The sequence below is a fragment of the Streptosporangium sp. NPDC006007 genome, from assembly GCF_040614315.1.
Taxonomy (GTDB): domain Bacteria; phylum Actinomycetota; class Actinomycetes; order Streptosporangiales; family Streptosporangiaceae; genus Streptosporangium.
Genome location: NZ_JBEXUG010000050.1, coordinates 1 through 18,356 on the forward strand (window position 1 = coordinate 1; position 18,356 = coordinate 18,356).

Annotated in this window: 20 protein-coding genes and 4 tRNA genes; 18 read left to right on the plus strand and 6 right to left on the minus strand. The window is 68.4% G+C overall.

Annotation, left to right across the window (positions count from 1 at the left end; translation table 11 throughout):
• The first annotated feature begins 178 nt into the window (after positions 1-178).
• Positions 179-739: an NUDIX hydrolase gene (locus ABZ194_RS26700; RefSeq protein WP_355599766.1), complete on the plus strand. Its 561-nt coding sequence runs from the start codon at positions 179-181 to the stop codon at positions 737-739.
• Here ABZ194_RS26700 and ABZ194_RS26705 read toward each other — a convergent pair.
• Positions 720-1,850 carry an XRE family transcriptional regulator gene (locus ABZ194_RS26705; protein WP_355599767.1) on the minus strand — a complete coding sequence of 377 codons (1,131 nt, stop codon included), beginning with the start codon at positions 1,848-1,850 and terminating at the stop codon, positions 720-722. The two genes, ABZ194_RS26700 and ABZ194_RS26705, sit on opposite strands and share 20 nt — an antisense overlap.
• Positions 1,851-2,056: 206 nt before the next feature.
• Here ABZ194_RS26705 and ABZ194_RS26710 point away from each other — a divergent pair, with 206 nt between their 5' ends.
• From ABZ194_RS26710 to ABZ194_RS26760, 11 genes are all read left to right on the plus strand, one after another.
• Positions 2,057-2,467, plus strand: coding sequence for a hypothetical protein (locus ABZ194_RS26710; RefSeq protein WP_355599768.1), 411 nt, complete (start codon positions 2,057-2,059; stop codon positions 2,465-2,467).
• Between the two features lie 53 nt (positions 2,468-2,520).
• On the plus strand, positions 2,521-2,766 hold the full coding sequence (locus ABZ194_RS26715; RefSeq protein ID WP_355599769.1) for a hypothetical protein: 246 nt from the start codon (positions 2,521-2,523) through the stop codon (positions 2,764-2,766).
• 91 nt (positions 2,767-2,857) lie between these two features.
• Entirely contained in the window at positions 2,858-3,574 is a 717-nt protein-coding gene (locus ABZ194_RS26720) for a GntR family transcriptional regulator (RefSeq protein ID WP_355599770.1), read from the plus strand.
• A gap of 19 nt (positions 3,575-3,593) precedes the next feature.
• The gene (locus ABZ194_RS26725; protein ID WP_355599771.1) at positions 3,594-4,100 is read left to right on the plus strand and encodes a hypothetical protein; all 507 of its coding nucleotides are present in this window, start codon (positions 3,594-3,596) and stop codon (positions 4,098-4,100) included.
• Positions 4,101-4,247: 147 nt separating this feature from the next.
• Complete coding sequence (locus ABZ194_RS26730) at positions 4,248-4,709, plus strand: plasmid replication, integration and excision activator (protein WP_355599772.1); 462 nt, start codon at positions 4,248-4,250, stop codon at positions 4,707-4,709.
• Positions 4,706-5,038 (plus strand): hypothetical protein, encoded by a 333-nt coding sequence (locus tag ABZ194_RS26735; RefSeq protein ID WP_355599773.1) that lies wholly within the window; start codon positions 4,706-4,708, stop codon positions 5,036-5,038. Before ABZ194_RS26730 ends, ABZ194_RS26735 begins: the two co-directional genes overlap by 4 nt.
• Before the next feature lie 89 nt (positions 5,039-5,127).
• Positions 5,128-6,570 carry an FtsK/SpoIIIE domain-containing protein gene (locus ABZ194_RS26740; protein WP_355599774.1) on the plus strand — a complete coding sequence of 481 codons (1,443 nt, stop codon included), beginning with the start codon at positions 5,128-5,130 and terminating at the stop codon, positions 6,568-6,570.
• Positions 6,570-6,752 carry a hypothetical protein gene (locus tag ABZ194_RS26745; protein WP_355599775.1) on the plus strand — a complete coding sequence of 61 codons (183 nt, stop codon included), beginning with the start codon at positions 6,570-6,572 and terminating at the stop codon, positions 6,750-6,752. Before ABZ194_RS26740 ends, ABZ194_RS26745 begins: the two co-directional genes overlap by 1 nt.
• A 104-nt stretch (positions 6,753-6,856) precedes the next feature.
• Complete coding sequence (locus ABZ194_RS26750; protein WP_355599800.1) at positions 6,857-8,545, plus strand: replication initiator; 1,689 nt, start codon at positions 6,857-6,859, stop codon at positions 8,543-8,545.
• Complete coding sequence (locus tag ABZ194_RS26755; RefSeq protein WP_355599776.1) at positions 8,542-8,733, plus strand: helix-turn-helix domain-containing protein; 192 nt, start codon at positions 8,542-8,544, stop codon at positions 8,731-8,733. Before ABZ194_RS26750 ends, ABZ194_RS26755 begins: the two co-directional genes overlap by 4 nt.
• Positions 8,730-10,112, plus strand: coding sequence for a site-specific integrase (locus ABZ194_RS26760; RefSeq protein ID WP_355599777.1), 1,383 nt, complete (start codon positions 8,730-8,732; stop codon positions 10,110-10,112). The genes ABZ194_RS26755 and ABZ194_RS26760 overlap by 4 nt, the downstream gene beginning before the upstream one ends.
• Before the next feature lie 257 nt (positions 10,113-10,369).
• Here ABZ194_RS26760 and ABZ194_RS26765 read toward each other — a convergent pair.
• Positions 10,370-10,445: transfer RNA gene (locus tag ABZ194_RS26765), tRNA-Lys, on the minus strand.
• 116 nt (positions 10,446-10,561) lie between these two features.
• Here ABZ194_RS26765 and ABZ194_RS26770 point away from each other — a divergent pair.
• On the plus strand, positions 10,562-11,194 hold the full coding sequence (locus tag ABZ194_RS26770) for a 3'-5' exonuclease (protein WP_355599778.1): 633 nt from the start codon (positions 10,562-10,564) through the stop codon (positions 11,192-11,194).
• 153 nt (positions 11,195-11,347) lie between these two features.
• On the opposite strand, the gene ABZ194_RS26775 is transcribed toward ABZ194_RS26770, so the two are convergent.
• On the minus strand, positions 11,348-12,505 hold the full coding sequence (locus ABZ194_RS26775) for an acyl-CoA dehydrogenase family protein (RefSeq protein WP_355599779.1): 1,158 nt from the start codon (positions 12,503-12,505) through the stop codon (positions 11,348-11,350).
• 121 nt (positions 12,506-12,626) lie between these two features.
• Here ABZ194_RS26775 and ABZ194_RS26780 point away from each other — a divergent pair, with 121 nt between their 5' ends.
• Entirely contained in the window at positions 12,627-13,076 is a 450-nt protein-coding gene (locus tag ABZ194_RS26780; RefSeq protein ID WP_355599780.1) for a PspC domain-containing protein, read from the plus strand.
• Position 13,077: 1 nt separating this feature from the next.
• Here the strand turns inward: ABZ194_RS26780 and ABZ194_RS26785 are convergent, their stop codons facing one another.
• Both ABZ194_RS26785 and ABZ194_RS26790 read right to left on the minus strand, forming a co-directional pair.
• The gene (locus ABZ194_RS26785) at positions 13,078-14,373 is read right to left on the minus strand and encodes an MFS transporter (protein ID WP_355599781.1); all 1,296 of its coding nucleotides are present in this window, start codon (positions 14,371-14,373) and stop codon (positions 13,078-13,080) included.
• 169 nt (positions 14,374-14,542) lie between these two features.
• Positions 14,543-14,884, minus strand: a complete 342-nt coding sequence (locus ABZ194_RS26790; protein WP_355599801.1) for a metallopeptidase family protein — start codon at positions 14,882-14,884, stop codon at positions 14,543-14,545.
• Positions 14,885-14,926: 42 nt separating this feature from the next.
• On the opposite strand from ABZ194_RS26790, the gene ABZ194_RS26795 reads away from it, so the two are divergent.
• The 4 genes from ABZ194_RS26795 (at position 14,927) to ABZ194_RS26810 (ending at position 16,874) form a co-directional block, all read left to right on the plus strand.
• Positions 14,927-16,426, plus strand: coding sequence for a metallophosphoesterase (locus tag ABZ194_RS26795; protein WP_355599782.1), 1,500 nt, complete (start codon positions 14,927-14,929; stop codon positions 16,424-16,426).
• A 93-nt stretch (positions 16,427-16,519) separates the two neighbouring features.
• Positions 16,520-16,592 (plus strand) — tRNA-Glu (locus ABZ194_RS26800).
• Between the two features lie 105 nt (positions 16,593-16,697).
• Positions 16,698-16,772, plus strand: a tRNA-Asp gene (locus ABZ194_RS26805).
• 28 nt (positions 16,773-16,800) lie between these two features.
• Positions 16,801-16,874, plus strand: a tRNA-Phe gene (locus ABZ194_RS26810).
• Positions 16,875-17,091: 217 nt separating this feature from the next.
• Here the strand turns inward: ABZ194_RS26810 and ABZ194_RS26815 are convergent.
• On the minus strand, positions 17,092-18,333 hold the full coding sequence (locus ABZ194_RS26815; RefSeq protein ID WP_355599783.1) for a site-specific integrase: 1,242 nt from the start codon (positions 18,331-18,333) through the stop codon (positions 17,092-17,094).
• Between the last annotated feature and the right edge of the window lie 23 nt (positions 18,334-18,356).

Genomic DNA, 18,356 nt, shown 5'->3' on the forward strand with positions numbered 1-18,356 from the left:
GCCGAGACCGGCGCCCACGCCGCACGCTCGGGCGGCGTTCGGGCGGCGGGCCGTGCGGCGGCGCGCCGCGCCGCCGCGCTTGATACCCATGAGAACAATTCGGCAGTGTTCCGTGTTGGGGTGTGCGCTCTGTCGTGATGGCCGTGTACGCCGGGGATGTGGGCGGTAGTTTCGCGGTGTGGCTACCAACGAAGAGCGGTCGCGGTGGGTCGTGCACGGTGAGCGCCTGGTCTATGACAACCGGTGGATCCGGCTCGGGCTCGTTGATGTCGAGATCCCGGATGGGGAGCGGTTCGAACATCACGCGGTGCACCTGGATCGGGCGGCGATCGCGGTGGTGGTCGACGAGCGGGATCGGGTGCTGATGATGTGGCGGCACCGGTTTCTGTTCGATCGGTGGGGCTGGGAGTTGCCCGGCGGGCTGATCGACGCGGGTGAGGACGCGATCACCACGGCGGCCCGCGAGGTGGAGGAGGAGACCGGGTATCGGGTCAGGGAGATCGAGCACCTGATCACCTACCAGCCGATGGCGGGCATGGTCGATTCGGAGCACAACCTGTTCCTGGCCCGTGGGGCCGAGTTGGTCGGCGGTCCTACGGGGGAGGTCGAGGCGGATCTCATCGAGTGGATTCCGATGGCGCGGATCCCGGACATCATCGCCTGCGGGGACATCTGGACGTCAGGGACGCTGATCGGCCTGTACGCGGCTCGGGATCGGCTCAGTTCAGAGCGCGCTTGACGGCTTTGGCGAGTTCTTCGATGCGCAGGCGCTGGCGGCGTGAGCCGGTCATGGTCGCCAGCTGCTGGGCGCGTTGGATGTGCGGCCGGGCGGCTTCGGCCTCGCCTTGGGCGAGGAGGGCGTGGGCCAGGTCGCAGCGGACTCCTGATTCGGCGCGGTTGTAGGTGCCGTCCATCCCGGCCAGGGCTGAGCGCAGGTCTTCGATGGTTCCGGGGTCGCCGAAGCGCACCAGGCAGTTGCCTCGCCAGCGGGCCAGGTGGTGGGAGTCCAGGGACAGGTAGGGCATGTCGGGGTCGGCCGCTCCGCCGGGGAGGAGTACGGCGGCCTGGTCGAGGGCCGTGCGGCATGTGGCCTCGTCGCCGAGGACCGCGGCGGCTTCGGCCTCGGCCGCGAACAGCCACGTTCGGAGGCGGGCGGGGACGTGGTCGCGGTGGGTGGTGTGGATGTGCTGGAGAAGCTCGGTGGCTTGAGCCGGCTGCCCCAGTTCCAGCAGGACGTAGGCCTGTTCGCCGGAGACGTAGGCGAGCACGGCGGGGTTGTCGGCTTCGCGGGCTGCGGCCTTGGCGTGTTCGTAGTGGTTCCAGGCGTCGTTGAGGGCGCCGGTGTGGATGGCCTGCCATCCGGCCAGGGATGAGGTTTCGGCGAGGACGTGGGCGAGCCGGGCGCGGATGCCGGGCCGTACGGCGTGGCGGTGGGCGCGTTCCACCTGGGCGATCTGGGCGCGCATCTTGTCGGCGATGGCGACTCCCCCGAGGCGGCGGTCCAGCAGGCGCAGGTTGTTGGTGTCGGTGGTGAGGATCATGACCATGGCGGGGTCGACGGCGGCGGCGGCTTCGAGGCGGGCGGTCAGTTCCTCGGTCTGCTCCTGATGGTGGTCGCCGTGGTCGCCGGTGGGTGAGGCGAGGTCGAGCGGGGCCAGGCCGAAGAGCATGCGGGCGTGGTCGGGCAGGCCGAGACCGGTGGCGATGCGCTCGTAGACCTCCAGGTCGGTGACCTGGCGCTTGCGGTGGATGATCTGGCTGACGCGGCCCTGGGTGATGCCGGTGGCCGTGCTGATGCGGATCTGGCTCGCACCAGTGTATTTGACAGCCAGATTAAACAATTCCGCCACATCACGATTTTTGAGGATTTCCTGGCTTTCATTTCGATCCCAGATCCATGCGGGGATTTCGATCGGATCGAAAGCATTTCCGTGCATTTCACCCCCAGGTCAATGATCCCTGAGCTGCTGTATCACTACAGTTCGGAGCCTATATCTCACGACGGTATATCCACGTGAAATAGGAGTGGAAGGCTCGCCCGGACATTCTTTCCGGCATGACAGAGCCGGTTAAGTGCGCGGAATGCGACGGGCGGGGTTGGAAGATCGTCACCCGCCGTGGATGCATCGCCGCGGCGAGCATGTACATGGAACAGTCGGCGCAGGAGGACTGCCTCTTCTGCGAGGGGCAGAGGCAGCTCGTCGAGATGTTCGAGTGGGAGGTGTTCGTCACCTCGGAGGGGACCGACCAGCTCGGGCCGTGCGGGATCAGCTCGGGTCAGGCCACGGCCATGGACACGCTGCGTACGACGCTGGCGCGGATGAGCTCGAACGCGGCGGTGTGGGGGCGGATCACGCACCGGATCTACGACTTCGGCACCGTGCCGGACGACTGGTCGCGGCGGGTGATCTTCCGGGCGGCCGTGGACCCGGCGGGGTCGGTGCGCTTCGAGAGGGTCGCGTCATGAGGGTACGGACGATCGTCGACGGGTCGTTGTGCTTGACACCGCACCCTCTTCCCTTGCAGGACGAGCACCGCATCCTCATCTGGCGTCCGCTGTATCGCTTCGAGCGTGCGCGGGTGAGGGCATGGACGTGTTACGAGCATCGGCTCACCTCCTACGAACTGTGCGAGGTGGGCGGCCTGGCCTTCATCCGCCGGACCGTCGTGAGCAGGGGCAGACGGGTTGTCTCCGAAAGCGACGCGTGGCCGCACGGGGAGGCGCAGGTCGTCTGGGCGGCTCTGCTGGCGGGTAGGGCGCGTTAGGCGCTTTCCTGGTCGGCAGAGTCCTGACAGGCTCCGCCTTAACCAGTACTGTGCTTATGCAGACAAGTGGAAGACTAATCGGGCGGTTAACATGAGCATGGACTTCGCCCCGCCGAAGTATGCCCAGGTGATGGCGGCGATTCAGCAGCGGATCGAGGCCGGTGAATACGCCCCGGGTGCCATGCTGCCATCCGAGACACAGCTTGTCCGGGAGTTCGGCGTGGGCCGTACGACCGTGGTGCGGGCGTTGCAGATGCTGGCGATGCAGGGCTGGATCGAGCGGGAGCACGGGCGGGGCTCGTTCGTGAAGGGGCGCCCGGAGAGCTCACCGGATCGCGTACGGCCGGGCCTGGCCGTGACCGAGCAGCCGGAGAGCCCCGAGAGCGTCACCGATGTCCGGCGCGTTCCGGCTCCCCGTCACATCGCCCGCCTCCTGGGCGTCGACGAGAAGACGCCGGTGATCGCACGTCGGCGGACGGCACAGCGGGGTGGATGTCTCTCGGCGGTGGAGACCCTGTGGTTTCCGCTGGAGATCGCCCTCGGCACCGACCTGGACAAGCCCGAACCACTTCGCCAGGGAGTGCGCCGGCATCTCCAGACGGTCAAACACCTGCGGTTCGACCACATCACCGAACGCCTCACGGCTCGCAGCCCCAGGAAAGAGGAGGCCGAGCTGCTCGGCAACTCCAAGCCCGTCCTCGGCGTGCTAGCCACCGTGCACGACGCGGCGGGAGTTGTGCTGATGGTGATGGAGGCGGCCTTGCCGGGTGATCTCCATGAGTTGCAGGATGTCTACCCCGTGACATAAGCCGACTTCGGATGGTGCCGTGCGAGACGTTCCCCCTGCCACCGGTGAAGACCCGCCGACGAAGGCGTCGTTCTGGCGCAGCTCAAAGGGTGGCTGCCTCGTGGTCGCCCTCCTGCCGCTGATCGGGCTGGCTCTCCTGGTTCTTCTCGTCAAGATCCCTATGTGGGTCAATGACGCGAAGCTGGCTGCCATGGTCGACAGCTTCGAGAGCCACCCTCTGCCGCCGAACAGCGAACTGATGGACGACAGCCCTGATGCGTCCATCGCACTCCGCGGCAATGGCGATCACTGTGACTACCTTGCCCGGTTCACGCTGAGGACGGCGCTCACCGGTCGTGAACTGACCGAGTACTACGATCGCGCCAACATCACGGGCGTCGACGGCTCCCCGCCGAACATCACCGTGTGGATGCCGGAGCCGTCGAAGCGTTCTGCGTACTCCACGGAGGGGGAGCCCACCGACGGGGTGGCGATCGTGGAGCTCTATGACGGCACCGGCCCGGGCTTGGACTTTCGCTGCCGTTGATCCACTAAGGCCTGCCGTCGTGGTGGTGAGTCCGATCCGCCACATGCCTTAACCACTTGTGCGGACGAGTTGAAGGAGCTACTCTCAACTCAATCGGACAAGTGGACGACCGAACATCGGTCTCTCTTGAAGGAAGGAACAATCACCATGGCCATCCAGGGCCCGATCTCGATCGGCTTCGACCAGGTCTTCCCGCACGGCTGCTACCTGGTGGGGGAGGTGCAGCAGGTCAAGGACTTCGACGCGTCCACCAACGGCCGCACCGTCTACGCCAAGGACAAGACCACCGGCCTGCCGGTGTGGCAGGTCTCCGTGGTCGACGCCGACCCCGAGGCCAAGGCCTCCCAGAAGTCGGTCACCGTCAAGATCCTCACCGAGCTCCAGCCGGTTCCGCCGCCGCCGCTGCCGGGCCTGCCGTTCACCCCGGTGGAGTTCGACGGCATGACCGTCACCCCGTATGTCGGCCAGGACTCCGGGCGGCTGGCCTACTCGCTGCGGGCGCGGGCGATGCGCGCTCCCCGCACGGCTGCCACCTCGACCAAGCACACCACCACCTCGGCGTCGGCGTCGGCCAAGGACGCCACGACCAGCAAGGAGATCGCAGCATGAACACCCTCGACGACCACCAGCCCTACACCTACGTCACCGCGACGATCCTCGACGGAAACACCCGGCTCGGCGTCTCCTTCCACACCGCCGACCTGTCGGTCATCGCGATGAACATCCGCGGCGTCCGGCCCTGCCTGTGCATCGGCAGCGCCGAGGGCCAGCTGTCGATCTCCACCACCGGAGGCGGCCCGGTCACCGCACAGGACGTGGACCTGGCCCGGGAGATCGCCGACGCCGCCGCCCGCTACCGGGACGAATGCGAGCGCCTGCACACCGCGCAGGCCACCGTTCCCGCGTCCTCGCCGGACCGGGACGACGACCCGGCCTGACCACGTAAGCGGGGCCGCTGGAAGCGGCTACTTCCGGCGGCCCCTCGGTTCTCCCCGGACACACAATCAAGGAAGAGGGCTCCAGCCTAATGTTCAAGAAACTGCCCGGCGACGAGGCACAGCGTCTCGTCTCCACCACCCCCGACACCGCCGTGGTGTTCCGCCCGGCCGTGGTCCGTACCCCCGCCCTGGTGACGCTGGTCATCTTCGCCTGGCGTACGGTCGCCGGACTCCTGCGGCTGCTGTGGCGCCACCCGGTCGCCTCGGCCGTCGTCGCCGTCCCCGGGGTGATCTGGACCCGGTACGGCTGGCCGTACGGCCTCGGCGTCATCGCCCTGCTGCTCGTCGTCCCGGCCGCCTGGAGCCTGGTCGGCCGAGACTCATTCCTGCGCATGATCGGCCGGCGACTGCTGGCCTTCTGGCGGCTGGTGTGGGTCTACCGGCGGCACTGGCAGCCGGTGATGCTCATCTCCGGCCTGGGCCGCCACCTCGGCGGACGCGACTACCTGCCCCGCCTCCTGTCCGTCTCGTGCACCTCGTGGGCCGACCTGGTCACGGTGAAGATCCTCACCGGGCAGGCCGTCACCGACTGGGCCGAGCGCACCGAGCAGCTCGCGCACGGGTTCGGCGCCGCCTCCTGCCAGGTGACCGTCATCCGGTCCGGCCGTCTGCTGCTGACCTTCCCACGCCGTGATCCGTTAGCCGTTCCGCTGCCCGCCGTCCCGATCCCCGTGACGGCGTCGGTGGGGCCGGTGGAGATCGGCCGCTGCGAGGACGGCGCCCCCTGGCGATTGAAGGTCCACGGCACCCATGTCCTGGTCGCGGGTGCCACCGGGGCGGGCAAGGGGTCGGTCATCTGGTCCACGATCCGGGGCCTGCTGCCCGCCGTCAGCGCCGGGCTGGCCGAGATCTGGGCGCTGGACCCCAAACTCATGGAGCTGTCCTTCGGCCGGGAGCTGTTCGGCGACCACTACGCCGCCGACCCCGCCGCCTGCGTCGAGCTGCTGGAAGCCGCGGTGAAGGTCATGCAGGAACGCGCGGGTCGCTTCGCCGGGGTCCGGCGTAACCACACCCCCACCTCGCAGGATCCGTTCGTCCTGGTGGTGGTGGACGAGGTGGCGTTCTTGACCGCCTACCAGCCCGACAAGGTCCTTCGGGTGCGCACCATCGCCGCCCTGGCCACCCTCACCACTCAGGGCCGCGCGGTCGGCGTCGGAGTGCTGGCCGCCCTCCAGGACCCACGAAAAGACGTGCTGACCATCCGCAACCTGTTCCCCGACAAGATCGCGCTCAGGTTGGACGAGTCGGAACAGGTGGACATGGTGCTCGGTGACGGCGCCCGGGACCGGGGAGCCCTGGCCGACCTCATCTCCCCCCGGCCGGAACGCGGCGCGGGCATCGCCTACGTCCGCCTGGAGACCTCGCCCGACCCGATCCGGGCCCGCGCCGCCTACGTCTCCGACACCGACATCCGGAACATGGTCGCCGTGTTCACCGCCGACACGCTGCCCCTGCCCGGGGAGGTGGCCTGATGCGCGTCGTCATCTGCGCCACCTGGGCCGAGCTGAGCGCCTCCGGGCTACTCGACCTGGATGAGGCCGAGATCCCGCCGCGCCTCGTGCTGATCAATCTTCAGCTCTTCAAGGACCCCTACAGCGACGCCTACCGGCTGCACGCCGACGTCCTCGACCCACATTGGAAGGAGGTCAGGTGACCGACATCGCCCACCCGTCCACCCCCCAACCGCTGCTCTCAACGGCCGGCGGCCACGGCCCCAACGGCGCCGATCGCACCCTTCCCCGCACCGTCCGCGACACGCTGCCGCTGGCCCTCGATGTGGCGGTGGAGGTGGCCAAGCTCAACGGCGTCTGCATCCGCCCGATCGAACTGCGCCGCTTCGACACCCACACCGGCCGCAGCGAACCCTTCGACATCCCGTGCGGCACCACCAACGAGGCCAAGTGCCCGCCCTGCGCCCGGCGCAACAAGCAGCTGCGTAAGGCCCAGTGCCGGGAGGGCTGGCACCTGGAGGCCGAACCCGTGTCCGAGCCGCACCCGGCCACCGACGATCAGAAGTGGCTGATCGAGTTCCGCGCCGACGTGCAGGCCAGGCGGGATACGGCCGAGCGTGACGGCGACGACGTGACCGGCTGGGACGAGGCGATCGCGGGCATCGACGCCGAGATCAACGCCGCCGGAATGCGCGGCAACGTCACCGGCGGCCGGACCGCTCCCCGGCGGTCCCGCTCCACCCGGCGACGCCAGGACGCCCCGGACCTGCCCAAGCGCTCCCGGCAGAACACCACCCTCGGGCGGACCTTCATCACCCCGGACGGGCAGGTGTTCCGGCCCTCGCTGTTCATCACCCTCACCCTGCCCTCATACGGCAAGATCCGCCCCGGACAGGGGGCGCCGGTCGACCCGTCCGGCTACGACTACGCAGCGGCGGCCCGCGACGCCCTGCACTTCTCCAAGCTCGTCGACCGGTTCGTACAGAACCTCCGCCGGGTCGCCGGGTACGACGTGCAGTACTTCGCCACCGTGGAGCCGCAGAAGCGGTTCGCGCCGCATCTGCACATGGCGATCCGCGGAACCCTGCCCCGCGCCGAGATCAAGGCCATAGCGGCGGCCACCTATCACCAGGTGTGGTGGCCCCAGGTGGATGAGGTGAAGTTCGAGGGCGACCACCTGCCGGTCTGGGCCGAACGGGCCGAACAGGCGGAGCCATACGCGGACGGGCAGAGCGGCGACTACGTTGACCCGGCCACCGGTGAACTCCTGCCCACCTGGGATGAGGCGCTCAACCGGCTCGACGCCGACGAGACCGCCGAACCCCTGCACGTGGTGCGCTTCGGCACTCAGGTCGACGTCCAGGGCGTCCTGGCGGGCTCCCCGGACGCACACAAGCGGATCGGGTACCTGACCAAGTACCTCACCAAGAGCCTGGGCGAGACCCTCGACCTCGACCCTGCCGAAGACACCCAGGAAGAAGAGGAGGCCGGTCCGGCTCGCGCGGTGATCAACCGGGCCCGCCGGGACCACGCCGCCCGCCTTATCGAGGCGCTGCGCTACGAACCGTGCTCCCCGGCGTGCGCAAACTGGCTGCGCTACGGCATCCAGCCCAAGGCCGCCAAAGCGGGCATGACGCCGGGCCGCTGCCGGGGCAAGGCGCACAAGGCCGAACATCTCGGCTACGCCGGACGCCGCGTCCTGGTCTCCCGCAAGTGGTCCAACAAGACCCTCCGCGACCACAAGCAGGACCGGCGCGCCTGGGTCCTCGACATGCTCGGCCTGCCCGGCGACGACACCGCCACCGACCCGCACCGCTACGTCTGGCGGCCGGTCTCGGCCAAGGACCCGACCCGGACCCCGCTGCCGGTGCGGCTGCTGCGCGGCGTGGCCAACCGCCACCACACCAGAGCCCGCCTCGACGAGCTACGGGCCAGAGCAGACGGCAGACCCACCCACAACCTTTCGGCGACAACAGCACTCGGGGAGGCGGCGTGAAGAAGAAAGACGAGCTGATGACCGTTCCCGAGATCCTGGACGAGTTGCGCGGGGTCTCCGAGCGCACGCTGTACCGCTGGCGCGAGATCGGCAAGTTCCCGGCCGGGTTCCGGCTGCCCAACGGCAAGCTGCGGCTCTATCGCAGTGAGTTCGATTCCTGGCTTGAGAGCCGGAGGGAGGCCGCGTGAGCACCTCCTACAAGGTCAAGTTCTGGGGGATCCGCACCAACACCCGATCCGAGGCTGGAGGGAAGAGGCCCCGGATCGTCTCCCACACCGTTCGCTGGACCGTGGCCAACCGGGAGAGGTCCTCGACCTTCAAGACCAAGGGGCTGGCTGAGAGCTTCCTGTCGGATCTGCGGCAGGCGGCCAAGAACGGTGAGGCGTTCGACCTGGAGACCGGTCTCCCGGTGTCGATGGTCAAGGCCAAGGGTGCTCGAACCTGGTACTCCCTGGCCGTCACCTACGTCCACGCCTGGTGGCCCCACGCGGCGGCCAAGACTCGCGAGGGCACGACCGACTCTCTTGCCTACATCACCCCCGTTCTCGTCAATGACGCCCCTGGTCGTCCCGATGACGAGGACATCAGGCGGGCGCTGCTGGAGTACTCCTTCGTTCCGGAGGGCCGCCGCCCGGCTCCCTCACCAAAGGTCCTCAAAGCCGTGCGGTGGCTGGAGGCGGCTTCGCTGCCGCTGGGTGCGATGGAGGACCCCAAGCACACGCGGGCGGCTCTGGAGGCCATCTCCTTGCGCCTGGACGGCAAGGCGGCTGCCGCCTCGACCTACCGGCGCAAGCGGGCGGTCTTCCACCACGTGCTGGAGTACACGGTGGAACTGGGGGAGTTGTCCAGCAATCCGATTCACAGAGTGAAGTTTCGCAAGGTCAAGACCGGTGGCGAGATCGACCGGCGGGCGGTGGTCAACCCGGTTCAGGCGCGTGAGCTGCTCACCGCCGTGACCTACGCGGGCCGTACCCGGGGGCAGATGATGGCGGCGATGTTCGCCTGTATGTACTTCGCCGGGCTGCGTCCCGCCGAGGCGGCCGGACTGCGTGAGGCGGACTGCGAGCTTCCGGCGACCGGGTGGGGCGCGCTCACGCTGGAGAGGACCCGGCCGGAGAGCAACAGGCGCTACACCGACTCGGGGGAGTCCAACGACGAACGGGGCCTCAAGCACCGCGACGGCAAGGCGACGCGGCACGTGCCGATTCCTCCTGAACTGGTGGCCGCCCTGCGTGACCACATCGACAGGTACGGCGTCGCCGAGGACGGCCGGCTGTTTCGGACCCGGACCGGTCAGACCTTTCCCGGCTCGACGGTCTCGATGGTGTGGAGGCAGGCTCGTGCGTACGCCTTCACCCCTGAGCAGGTCGCCTCCCCTCTCGCTCGCAGGCCGTACGACCTGCGGCACGCGGCGGTCTCGCTCTGGCTGAACGCCGGGGTGCACGCGCCGGAGGTCGCCGAGCGGGCGGGCCACGGGGTGGATGTTCTGCTCAAGGTCTATGCCCGGTGCATCGACGGGCAGCATGAGGCGGCGAACAAGCGGATCGTGGAAGCGCTTTCGATCTGAGATCCCCGATGACGGAACGGCAAGGACCCCGGGCACCCCTCGGGGTCCTTCGTCGTGCGGGCGTTCGCGGCCCTGCGGAATCGTTCCGCGCGTCCTCCGAATCCCCGCCCTCACCTGGGAAAACACCGCCGGTCCCATTCCGCGTATGTTCCGGGACCGGTGGCGGACGGCTGCGTTCCGCTGCGTCCAGCTGCATGCGCCGAGGGAGGTCGTCAGGAACAAAGGCCCAGGTCAGAGCCTGAATTCCTGGTCAGGAGTGGTAGGGCGCCTGGGACTCGAACCCAGAACCTACGGATTAAAAGTCCGCAGCTCTAACCATTGAGCTAACGCCCCGCTGGAGACAGCGTACCGAGGATAGTGTCCACTAACGTCCGTCGCCAGGCCCGTACGCGGCTCGGTGTTGGCCGAATCGTACGTGAAAGGGGGAGGCGGCTCGTACAGTGGCACCCATGACGAGCGCGGGGCTTGAGTCGACCGGTGGTGTCTCTGTGTCCTCCCAGGAGGGTTATGTAGTGGTCGACGTGGAGACCACAGGTTTCTCCCCGGCCAGGGGGGACCAGATCTGTGAGATCGCCCTGGTCTCCCTGGATCGCGGGGGCGCGACCGTCGACGAGTGGCACTCGCTGGTCAATCCGCGCCGTCGCACGGGGGCGGTGCACGTCCACGGCATCACCGACGCGATGGTCGCCGGTGCGCCCGTGATCGAAGAGGTCATCGACGAGATCTGGCGGCGGATCGCCGGGCGCGTCCTGGTCGCCCACAACGCCTCTTTCGACCTGCGCTTCCTCAAGGCCCTTCCGGAGAGCCACTGGGTGACCGAGACCCTGTGCACCCAGCGGCTCGCCTCCGGTTTCATCCCCACAGGAGCCGGGGGAAAGGTGACGCTCGCCGCCTGCTGTGAACGGGCGGGCATACCGCTCTCCGGCGCCCATGCCGCGCTGGTCGACGCCCGGGCCACCGCCGAGCTGCTCCGCTTCTACATGCGCGGGGGCGTCTCCTGGCGGGAGGAGCTGAGCAGAGCGGCCCGGGCCCCCGGCTGGTGTCCCAGCGGCCGGCCTCAGCGGCCGCCGCTTCAGCGGTAGACGGCCGGCGGGCGGAGACGTCCCGCGCCGATCGGGCGACGTTTCCCAGATGGCCGGGACGGCTCAGCCGGTGTTTCGGTGGGGTCGGGGCGGCTCCGTGAGCGGGACGCCCCGGTAGGCGAGGCGTCCCGCTGGTCCGGCGGTGGGCGGTGCTCAGCGGTAGGCGGGGATGCCGGTCAGGGCCTCGCCGAGGACGAGGGTGTGGATCTCCTGGGTGCCCTCGTAGGTCAGCACGCTCTCCAGGTTGTTCATGTGCCGGATCACCGGATACTCCAGCGTGATGCCGTTGCCGCCGAGAATGGAGCGCGCCTGGCGGGCGATGTCCAGGGCGGCGCGGACGTTGGCGAGCTTGCCGAAGCTGACCTGGCGCGGGGTGAGGGTGCCGGCGTCCTTCAGGCGGCCCAGGTGGAGGGCGGTGAGCTGAGACTGGGCCAGGCCGACGTACATCCAGGCGAGCTTCTCCTGGGTGAGCTGGAAGCCGCCGATGGGCTTGCCGAACTGGACGCGGGTTCTGGAGTAGTCGACGGCGGACTCCAGGCAGGCGCGGGCCGCGCCCACAACGCCCCACAGGATGCCGAAGCGGGCCTCCGACAGGCACGACAGCGGGCCCTTCAGACCACGGATCCCGGGAAGTACGGCCGACGCCGGAAGGCGGACGTCGTCGAAGTACAGGGACGAGGTGGCCGAGGCCCGCAGGGACATCTTCTTGTGGATCTCCGGGGCGGAGAAGCCCGGGGTGTCGGCGGGGACGACGAAGCCGCGGATGCCGTCCTCGGTCTGGGCCCACACCACGGCGACGTCGGAGATGGATCCGTTGGTGATCCACATCTTGGAGCCGTTGAGAATCCAGTCTCCTGAGGTGTCCTGCTTGGCGTGGGTGCGCATGTTGGCGGGGTCGGAGCCGTGGTCGGGCTCGGTCAGGCCGAAGCAGCCGATCGCCTCCCCCGCGGCCATCCGGGGGAGCCACTCCTCCTTCTGCTCCGCGGAGCCGTACTTCCAGATCGGGAACATGGCGAGCGAGCCCTGCACCGAGACGAACGACCGCAGCCCCGAGTCACCGGCCTCCAGCTCCCGGCATGCCACGCCGTACGAGACGGCGTCCAGGCCCGCGCAGCCGTACCCCTCCAGGTGCATGCCCAGCACGCCGAGCGAGCCGAGCAGCGGGCTCAGTTCGCGGGCGGGGAAGACCGCGTCCTCGAACCAGTCGCCCACGTGGGGAAGGACCTTGTCCGCCACGAACTCCTTCACGGTGTCGCGGATAAGGCGCTGTTCTTCGGAGAGCGCGTCGTCGATGTGCAGGAGGTCGTCCATGGGGTGTTCCTCTCTCGTCGGCCCCTGTCAGGGTATTGCCGACGCTCACCGATGGCATGTCAGGGTCGGGCCAGGGGGAATCCCGATGTGATCGGACCCCTTTACCGGGCAGTCTGAAGGCATGAGCGAAAACGACTTCTCGCCCGTCAGACAGCTCCGCAGGACCAGGGACGGCCGCATCATCGCCGGTGTGGCCTCCGGTCTCGGACGCTACATCGGAATCGACCCCAACATCATCCGTGCGGTTCTCGCCGTCGCCGGCCTTTTCGGCGGACTGGGGGTGGGAATCTACGTGATCGGCTGGTTGCTCCTGCCCGATGAGGGCAAGAACAGGTCGATCCTCCAGGACCTGGTCGATAGAAACAAGGACAATCCGGTCTGGCTGGACACCAAGGCCAAGGCGGAGCAGGGCTGGGCCAAGGCCGAGCAGAGCTGGACCAGGGCCACCAGCCAGCGGGGGCCGCAGCAGTCGGCTCCGCAGTACCCGACCCACCAGGAGCCGGCTCCGCGGCACCCCGCCCCCGCCCCCGCCGCTCCGCGGAACTACGACGACCCCGGCCACCAGGCGTGACTCAGGGGCCTGCCTCGGCGCGAACCCTCTCGATGATCTCCTGGCGGGAACGGGTCCAGCGTACGGCCAGCGCGGCCGCGACGAGCAGTCCCGCCGCGCCGGCCAGGGCCACCACGGTCTCGGGGCCCAGCCTGTCGGCGGCGGCACCGCCGACGAGGATGCCGACGCCCTGGGAGGCCAGCAGGCCCGAGTGCACGAGCCCGAAGGCCAGGGCCCGCCGTTCGGCGGGCACGCACTGCACGAAAGCCGCGTTGGCCGCGAGCTGGTAGGCGCCACCGACGCCCGAGACGAACCACAGGGCCAGCACCACGGCGAGCGGTGGCCGCAGCGCGCACAGGATCAACGGCGCGCAGGTCAGCATCGCCATCCAGCCCATGGTGAGCAGCCGTCTCGACGGGCTGACGTACCGGCTGAACAGGAACGCGCCGATGACCGTCCCGGTCGGCATCGCGCCCATCAGCAGGCCGGCGACGAACGAGACCCGCCGCGGGTCGTCCGTCAGCGCGGCCGCGTAGGGGGTCGCGATCCCCTCGGGGAGCACGTAGAAGCCGCACAGCCAGGCGAAGAGCACCAGTGTTCGCAGGCGGGGGTCGCCGAAGACGAGCCTGGCGCCGGCCAGGGTCATGGTCCACATGGACGGACGGCCCGCGTCGCCGCGGCTGGGGGCGGAGCGTCGCCGTACCCCGGCGACGAGGATGAGCGCGGAGGCCATGAACGTGGCCGCGTCCAGGGCCAGTGCCCGGTACGGCCCCATTCCCATGATCAGGGCGCCGCCGAGGGCGAAGCCCAGCATCTGGGCGCCCTGGTTGGTCATGTTCTGCAGCGCAGAGCCCGCGACATATCGGTCGCCTTCGAGCAGCTCGGGCAGGAGCGCGGCCCTGGCGGCCGAGAACGGGGCGCTGAGCAGCACCACGCAGAAGACCAGCGTGCACAGGGCGGGGAACGGGATGCCCGGGATCGCCATGAGCGCGACCATGACCGCCCGGAGCAGGTCGCAGATAATCATGATGCGCCGGCGGGCGTGGCGGTCGGCAAGGGCCGCGAGCAACGGCCCGCCGATGATCGGTGGCAGGTAGGTCAGGGCGTAGACCGATGCCGTGGCCAGGGGCGAGTCCGTACGCTGGAATACCAGCACGGACAGGGCCACTCGGGAAAGCTGGTCGCCGAGGAGCGAAAGCCCCTGCGCCAACCAGAGCGCGCGAAACTCGCCAATGGCGAAGATCTCGCCGTACGTCGCTTGCCGCTCGGCAGGGCGGCGGTGCCGCCCGGGTAGCCGACCGGGCCTGGTGGCCGCCATAGGACTCCGCTGGGCTACAGGCACATTGACTGTGGGTGGTCACTATGTAACCTACGGTGCCCGTTGAATCGCCGACGCGCAACTGAAAGCGACCAACCCCATGCAGGCTGTAGCCGCAAATTGGGAAATTTCAGGCATGGCGCAGGGTGATGTGTAAATGTGGCTTTGGCTACCAGCCGAGCTCGTGCAGTCTGTCGTCATCGATGCCGAAATGGTGGGCGATCTCATGGACCACCGTGATCCGTACCTCCGCCACCACATCGTCCTCGGTCTCGCATATCGACCGGATCGGGTTACGGTAGATCTCGATCCGGTCGGGTAACACCCCCGCGTACCAGTCGCCCCGCTCGGTGAGAGGGATCCCCGTGTACAGGCCCAGCAGATCCGGCTCGGGAGGATCGTCCACGACCACCACGACCACGTTGTCCATGACTTTCGTCAGCTCGGGAGGGATCGTGTCCAGCGCCTCGGCCACGAGCTCCTCGAACCTCTCTCGCGAGACCTCGATCACATCTGCCATTGTGCCCATTGTTTCCGGGTAAGAGACATGCGCATGCATCCCAAGAACTGGACCCCCGGGCTCCGCCGCTTCGCGAAGGGGCGGACCGTGCGCGGTGCGGCCGTCGTCGCCGTCGCCGTCGCGGGCGCCTGGCTGGGCGTCACGCTCGGCGGGGCCGTGCACGCCAACGTCGGACCGGTCGAGATCGGCATGTCCCTCCAGCCGTCCTGGGCGGGGGAGACCGTCCTGGACGCCCACCCGTTTGGCGAGCTCCTTTTTGACACCCACAACGCCCCGATCGCCCTGCGCGTCACCCTGGAGAACATCAACCCCGCCCGCGCCGGGGCGCTCCTGGAGGACTCCCGGCTCTCCGCCCAGCTTCCCGCCCTCCTGGAGAGGGAACTGCGCGAAGGCGTCAAGACGCTGGTACTGCGAGCCGTCCTCTGCGGCCTGGCGGGCGCCCTGGTCGGCACGCTGATCGTCTTTCGCCGGCCCGGAGCGGCCCTGGCCGGCCTGCTGAGCGGGGCCGTCGCGATCGCCGGCACGGGGGCGGCCATCGCCCTGACCTTCCGGCCGGACTCCGTGGTGGAGCCGAAGTACACCGGCCTGCTCGCCGGAGCGCCGTCCCTGGTCGGCGACGCCGAGTCGATCGTGACGAAGTTCGAGTCCTACCGGCTCCAGCTCGCCAAGCTGGTCAACAACGTCTCCCAGCTCTACGACACGGTCTCGGCCCTGCCGCTCTACGACTCCGACCCCACCTCGATCCGGGTGCTCCACGTCTCCGACATCCACCTCAACCCCATCGCCTGGAACCTCATCCACTCGGTCACCACCCAGTTCAAGATCGATGTGATCGTGGACACCGGTGACCTGACCGACCACGGAACCGGGCCCGAGGAGAAGTTCGTCAAGGAGATCGGCGACTTCGGCCTGCCGTACGTCTTCGTCAGGGGCAACCACGACTCCATGGCCACCCAGCGGGCCGTGGCCAGGCAGAAGGGCGCGGTCGTCCTCGACGGATCGGTCAAGACCGTGGCGGGGCTGCGCCTCTACGGCCTGGGCGACCCCCGGTTCACCCCCGACAAGTCCGTGGCCGTCGACTCCGACCTGGAGTCCCTGGCCGCACTGGGGCGCTCCCACGCCGCCCGGCTCGGCGAGGCGTCTCCACCGGTCGACCTGGTGGCGGTGCACGACCCGACGATCGCGAAGGGCTTCTCCGGCGCGGCTCCCATGATCCTCGCCGGACACTCCCACGAACGATCCACCGAACTGCTCGCCTCGGGGACCCGCCTCCTCGTGCAGGGCTCCACCGGCGGAGCCGGTCTACGCGCCCTGGAACACGACGAACCGACCCCCGTCGCGGCCTCGGTTCTGTACTTCGATCGGGAGACACATCGCCTGCGGGCCTGGGACGACATCACGCTGGGAGGTCTCGGGGAGCAGTCCGTTCAGATCGAACGTCACGTTGAGACCGACCCTGGCCGTACAATTTCCCCAGGGCCCACGGTCGCCCCGTCTCCAGCGGGATCGACCACCGGCACCACGACGCCTTGAGCCGGAACACCGCTTTGGCATCGGGATCAAAAGTCCCCTATGCTTCAGAGGTCTCCAGCGGAAGACGGCAATGGAACAGGATGAGAGTCCTGAGCCCCCATCGTCTAGTGGCCTAGGACACCGCCCTTTCAAGGCGGCGACACGGGTTCGAATCCCGTTGGGGGCACCGGCCGAGCCTGGCTCGTCAGGGAAACGGCAGGTCGAAGACCGCCGAAGAACTGGTAAGCTAAGCGAGGCAAGAAAGCAGGGAGCGCAGCTCCTTGCCAAGCAAGGTCCTGTAGAGCAGTTTGGAGTGCTCGCCACCCTGTCAAGGTGGAGGTCGCGGGTTCAAGTCCCGTCAGGACCGCTCCGGTAGGTGTTCGACTCACCGCCGAGGTCAGGTAGCTCAGTCGGTACGAGCGTCCGCCTGAAAAGCGGAAGGTCGGCGGTTCGACCCCGCCCCTGACCACACCATCTGAACAGCACAGGCGCCCCGAGCCGATCATAAGCCGGGGCGTTTTTCGTTGTGTCTGACGACAACGCGCCGGGACTGGCGCGGTACGAGGCGTGAGTACCAACGTCGCCTCCTACATCCGCCGAACAGGGCTGATGCTCTTCATCGACACCAACGTGGCCGTGAAATGACGAAGGCCCGGCTTGTTGCCGGGCCCTGTTGGTACCAACGGCTAAGTAAGCGATTGGCCGAGTTTGCTCAGTGCTGCCCGTTTGTCATCGAGGGAGGAATGAGCATAGATCGTCATGGTGACCTCAATGTCGGAGTGGCCAACGATCTCTCGGACGGTGTGCGGAGGCACTCCCAGGTCGAGCAGGAGGCTCACGCAGGTGTGCCGGAGGTCGTGAAGCCGTACGGCCCCGAGTCCGGCCGCGGTGCGGATCTCTCCCCAGCTTCGCCGGAGATTGTCCGGCTCCATGGGGGTACCGCGCCGAGAGGGGAACACAAGGCCGTGATCCTCCCAGTCCGGCCCGTGGTCGGAGCGCTCCGCGAACTGCCGCTTGCGGTGCTCTTTGAGAGCGTCGAGGCAGATCGGAGGGAGCGGGATGGTGCGTTCGGAGTCCTCGGTCTTGGGCTTGACGAACTGGAGTCGCCCGCCGACCCGCTGGAGGGTTTGGATCACTTCGAGCGTCCCGGCCTCCAGGTCGACATCCTGCCGGCGGAGCCCGAGGAGCTCTCCACGTCGCAGGCCGAGGCAGACGGCCAGGACGTACAGCGCGCCGAGGCGATGACCCGGGGTGACCTTGAGGATCGCCTTGGCCTGGACGACGGTCAGGCCCCGGTTGACCTTGTATTTGGGCGGTGAGACTTTCACGAGCTTGGCGACGTTGCGGTGGATCACCTCCTCACGGACCGCGTTCTCCAGGGCGTTGCGGAGGACGGCGTGGATCGACTGGACCATACGGGGCTGGATCTTGTACGCACAGCAGGTGCCGCCTTTTTTGACGCAGCACTCTGCGGGCTTGCGCGCCTTGTCGCAGCCCCGCTGACAGCACTGACAGCCGTTGCGCAGGGACGTGACGAACTGACGGACCTCAGCGGCGTTGAGCTTGTCGAGTCGCTTTCGGCCGAGGGAGGGGACGAGGTAGCGCCGGATCACGCCCTCATAGCCCTGCACGGTCTTGGGGCGCCGTTCGGCGCGGACGATGCGCTCCAGCCAGTAGGCCAGGTAGCCACCGACCGTCCAGCTCTCGGCGGCCACCGGAACGCCCTGATCAGCCTGCGCCTTGAGTTCGACGAACTTGGTGTGGCACTCCTCGCGTGTCTTGCCGTACACGCTGACACGCTTGATCGTGCCCGCCGTGGTAGGGACGAAGACCTTCGCCTCGTAGCGCCCGTCCTTGCGCTGAACGATCGTCCCCTCACCGTGGGACCGCTTGCGGCGCGGGGAATCGGTGGCGTAACGGCTCGGCACCGAACAAGGCGAGAAGGAAGGGG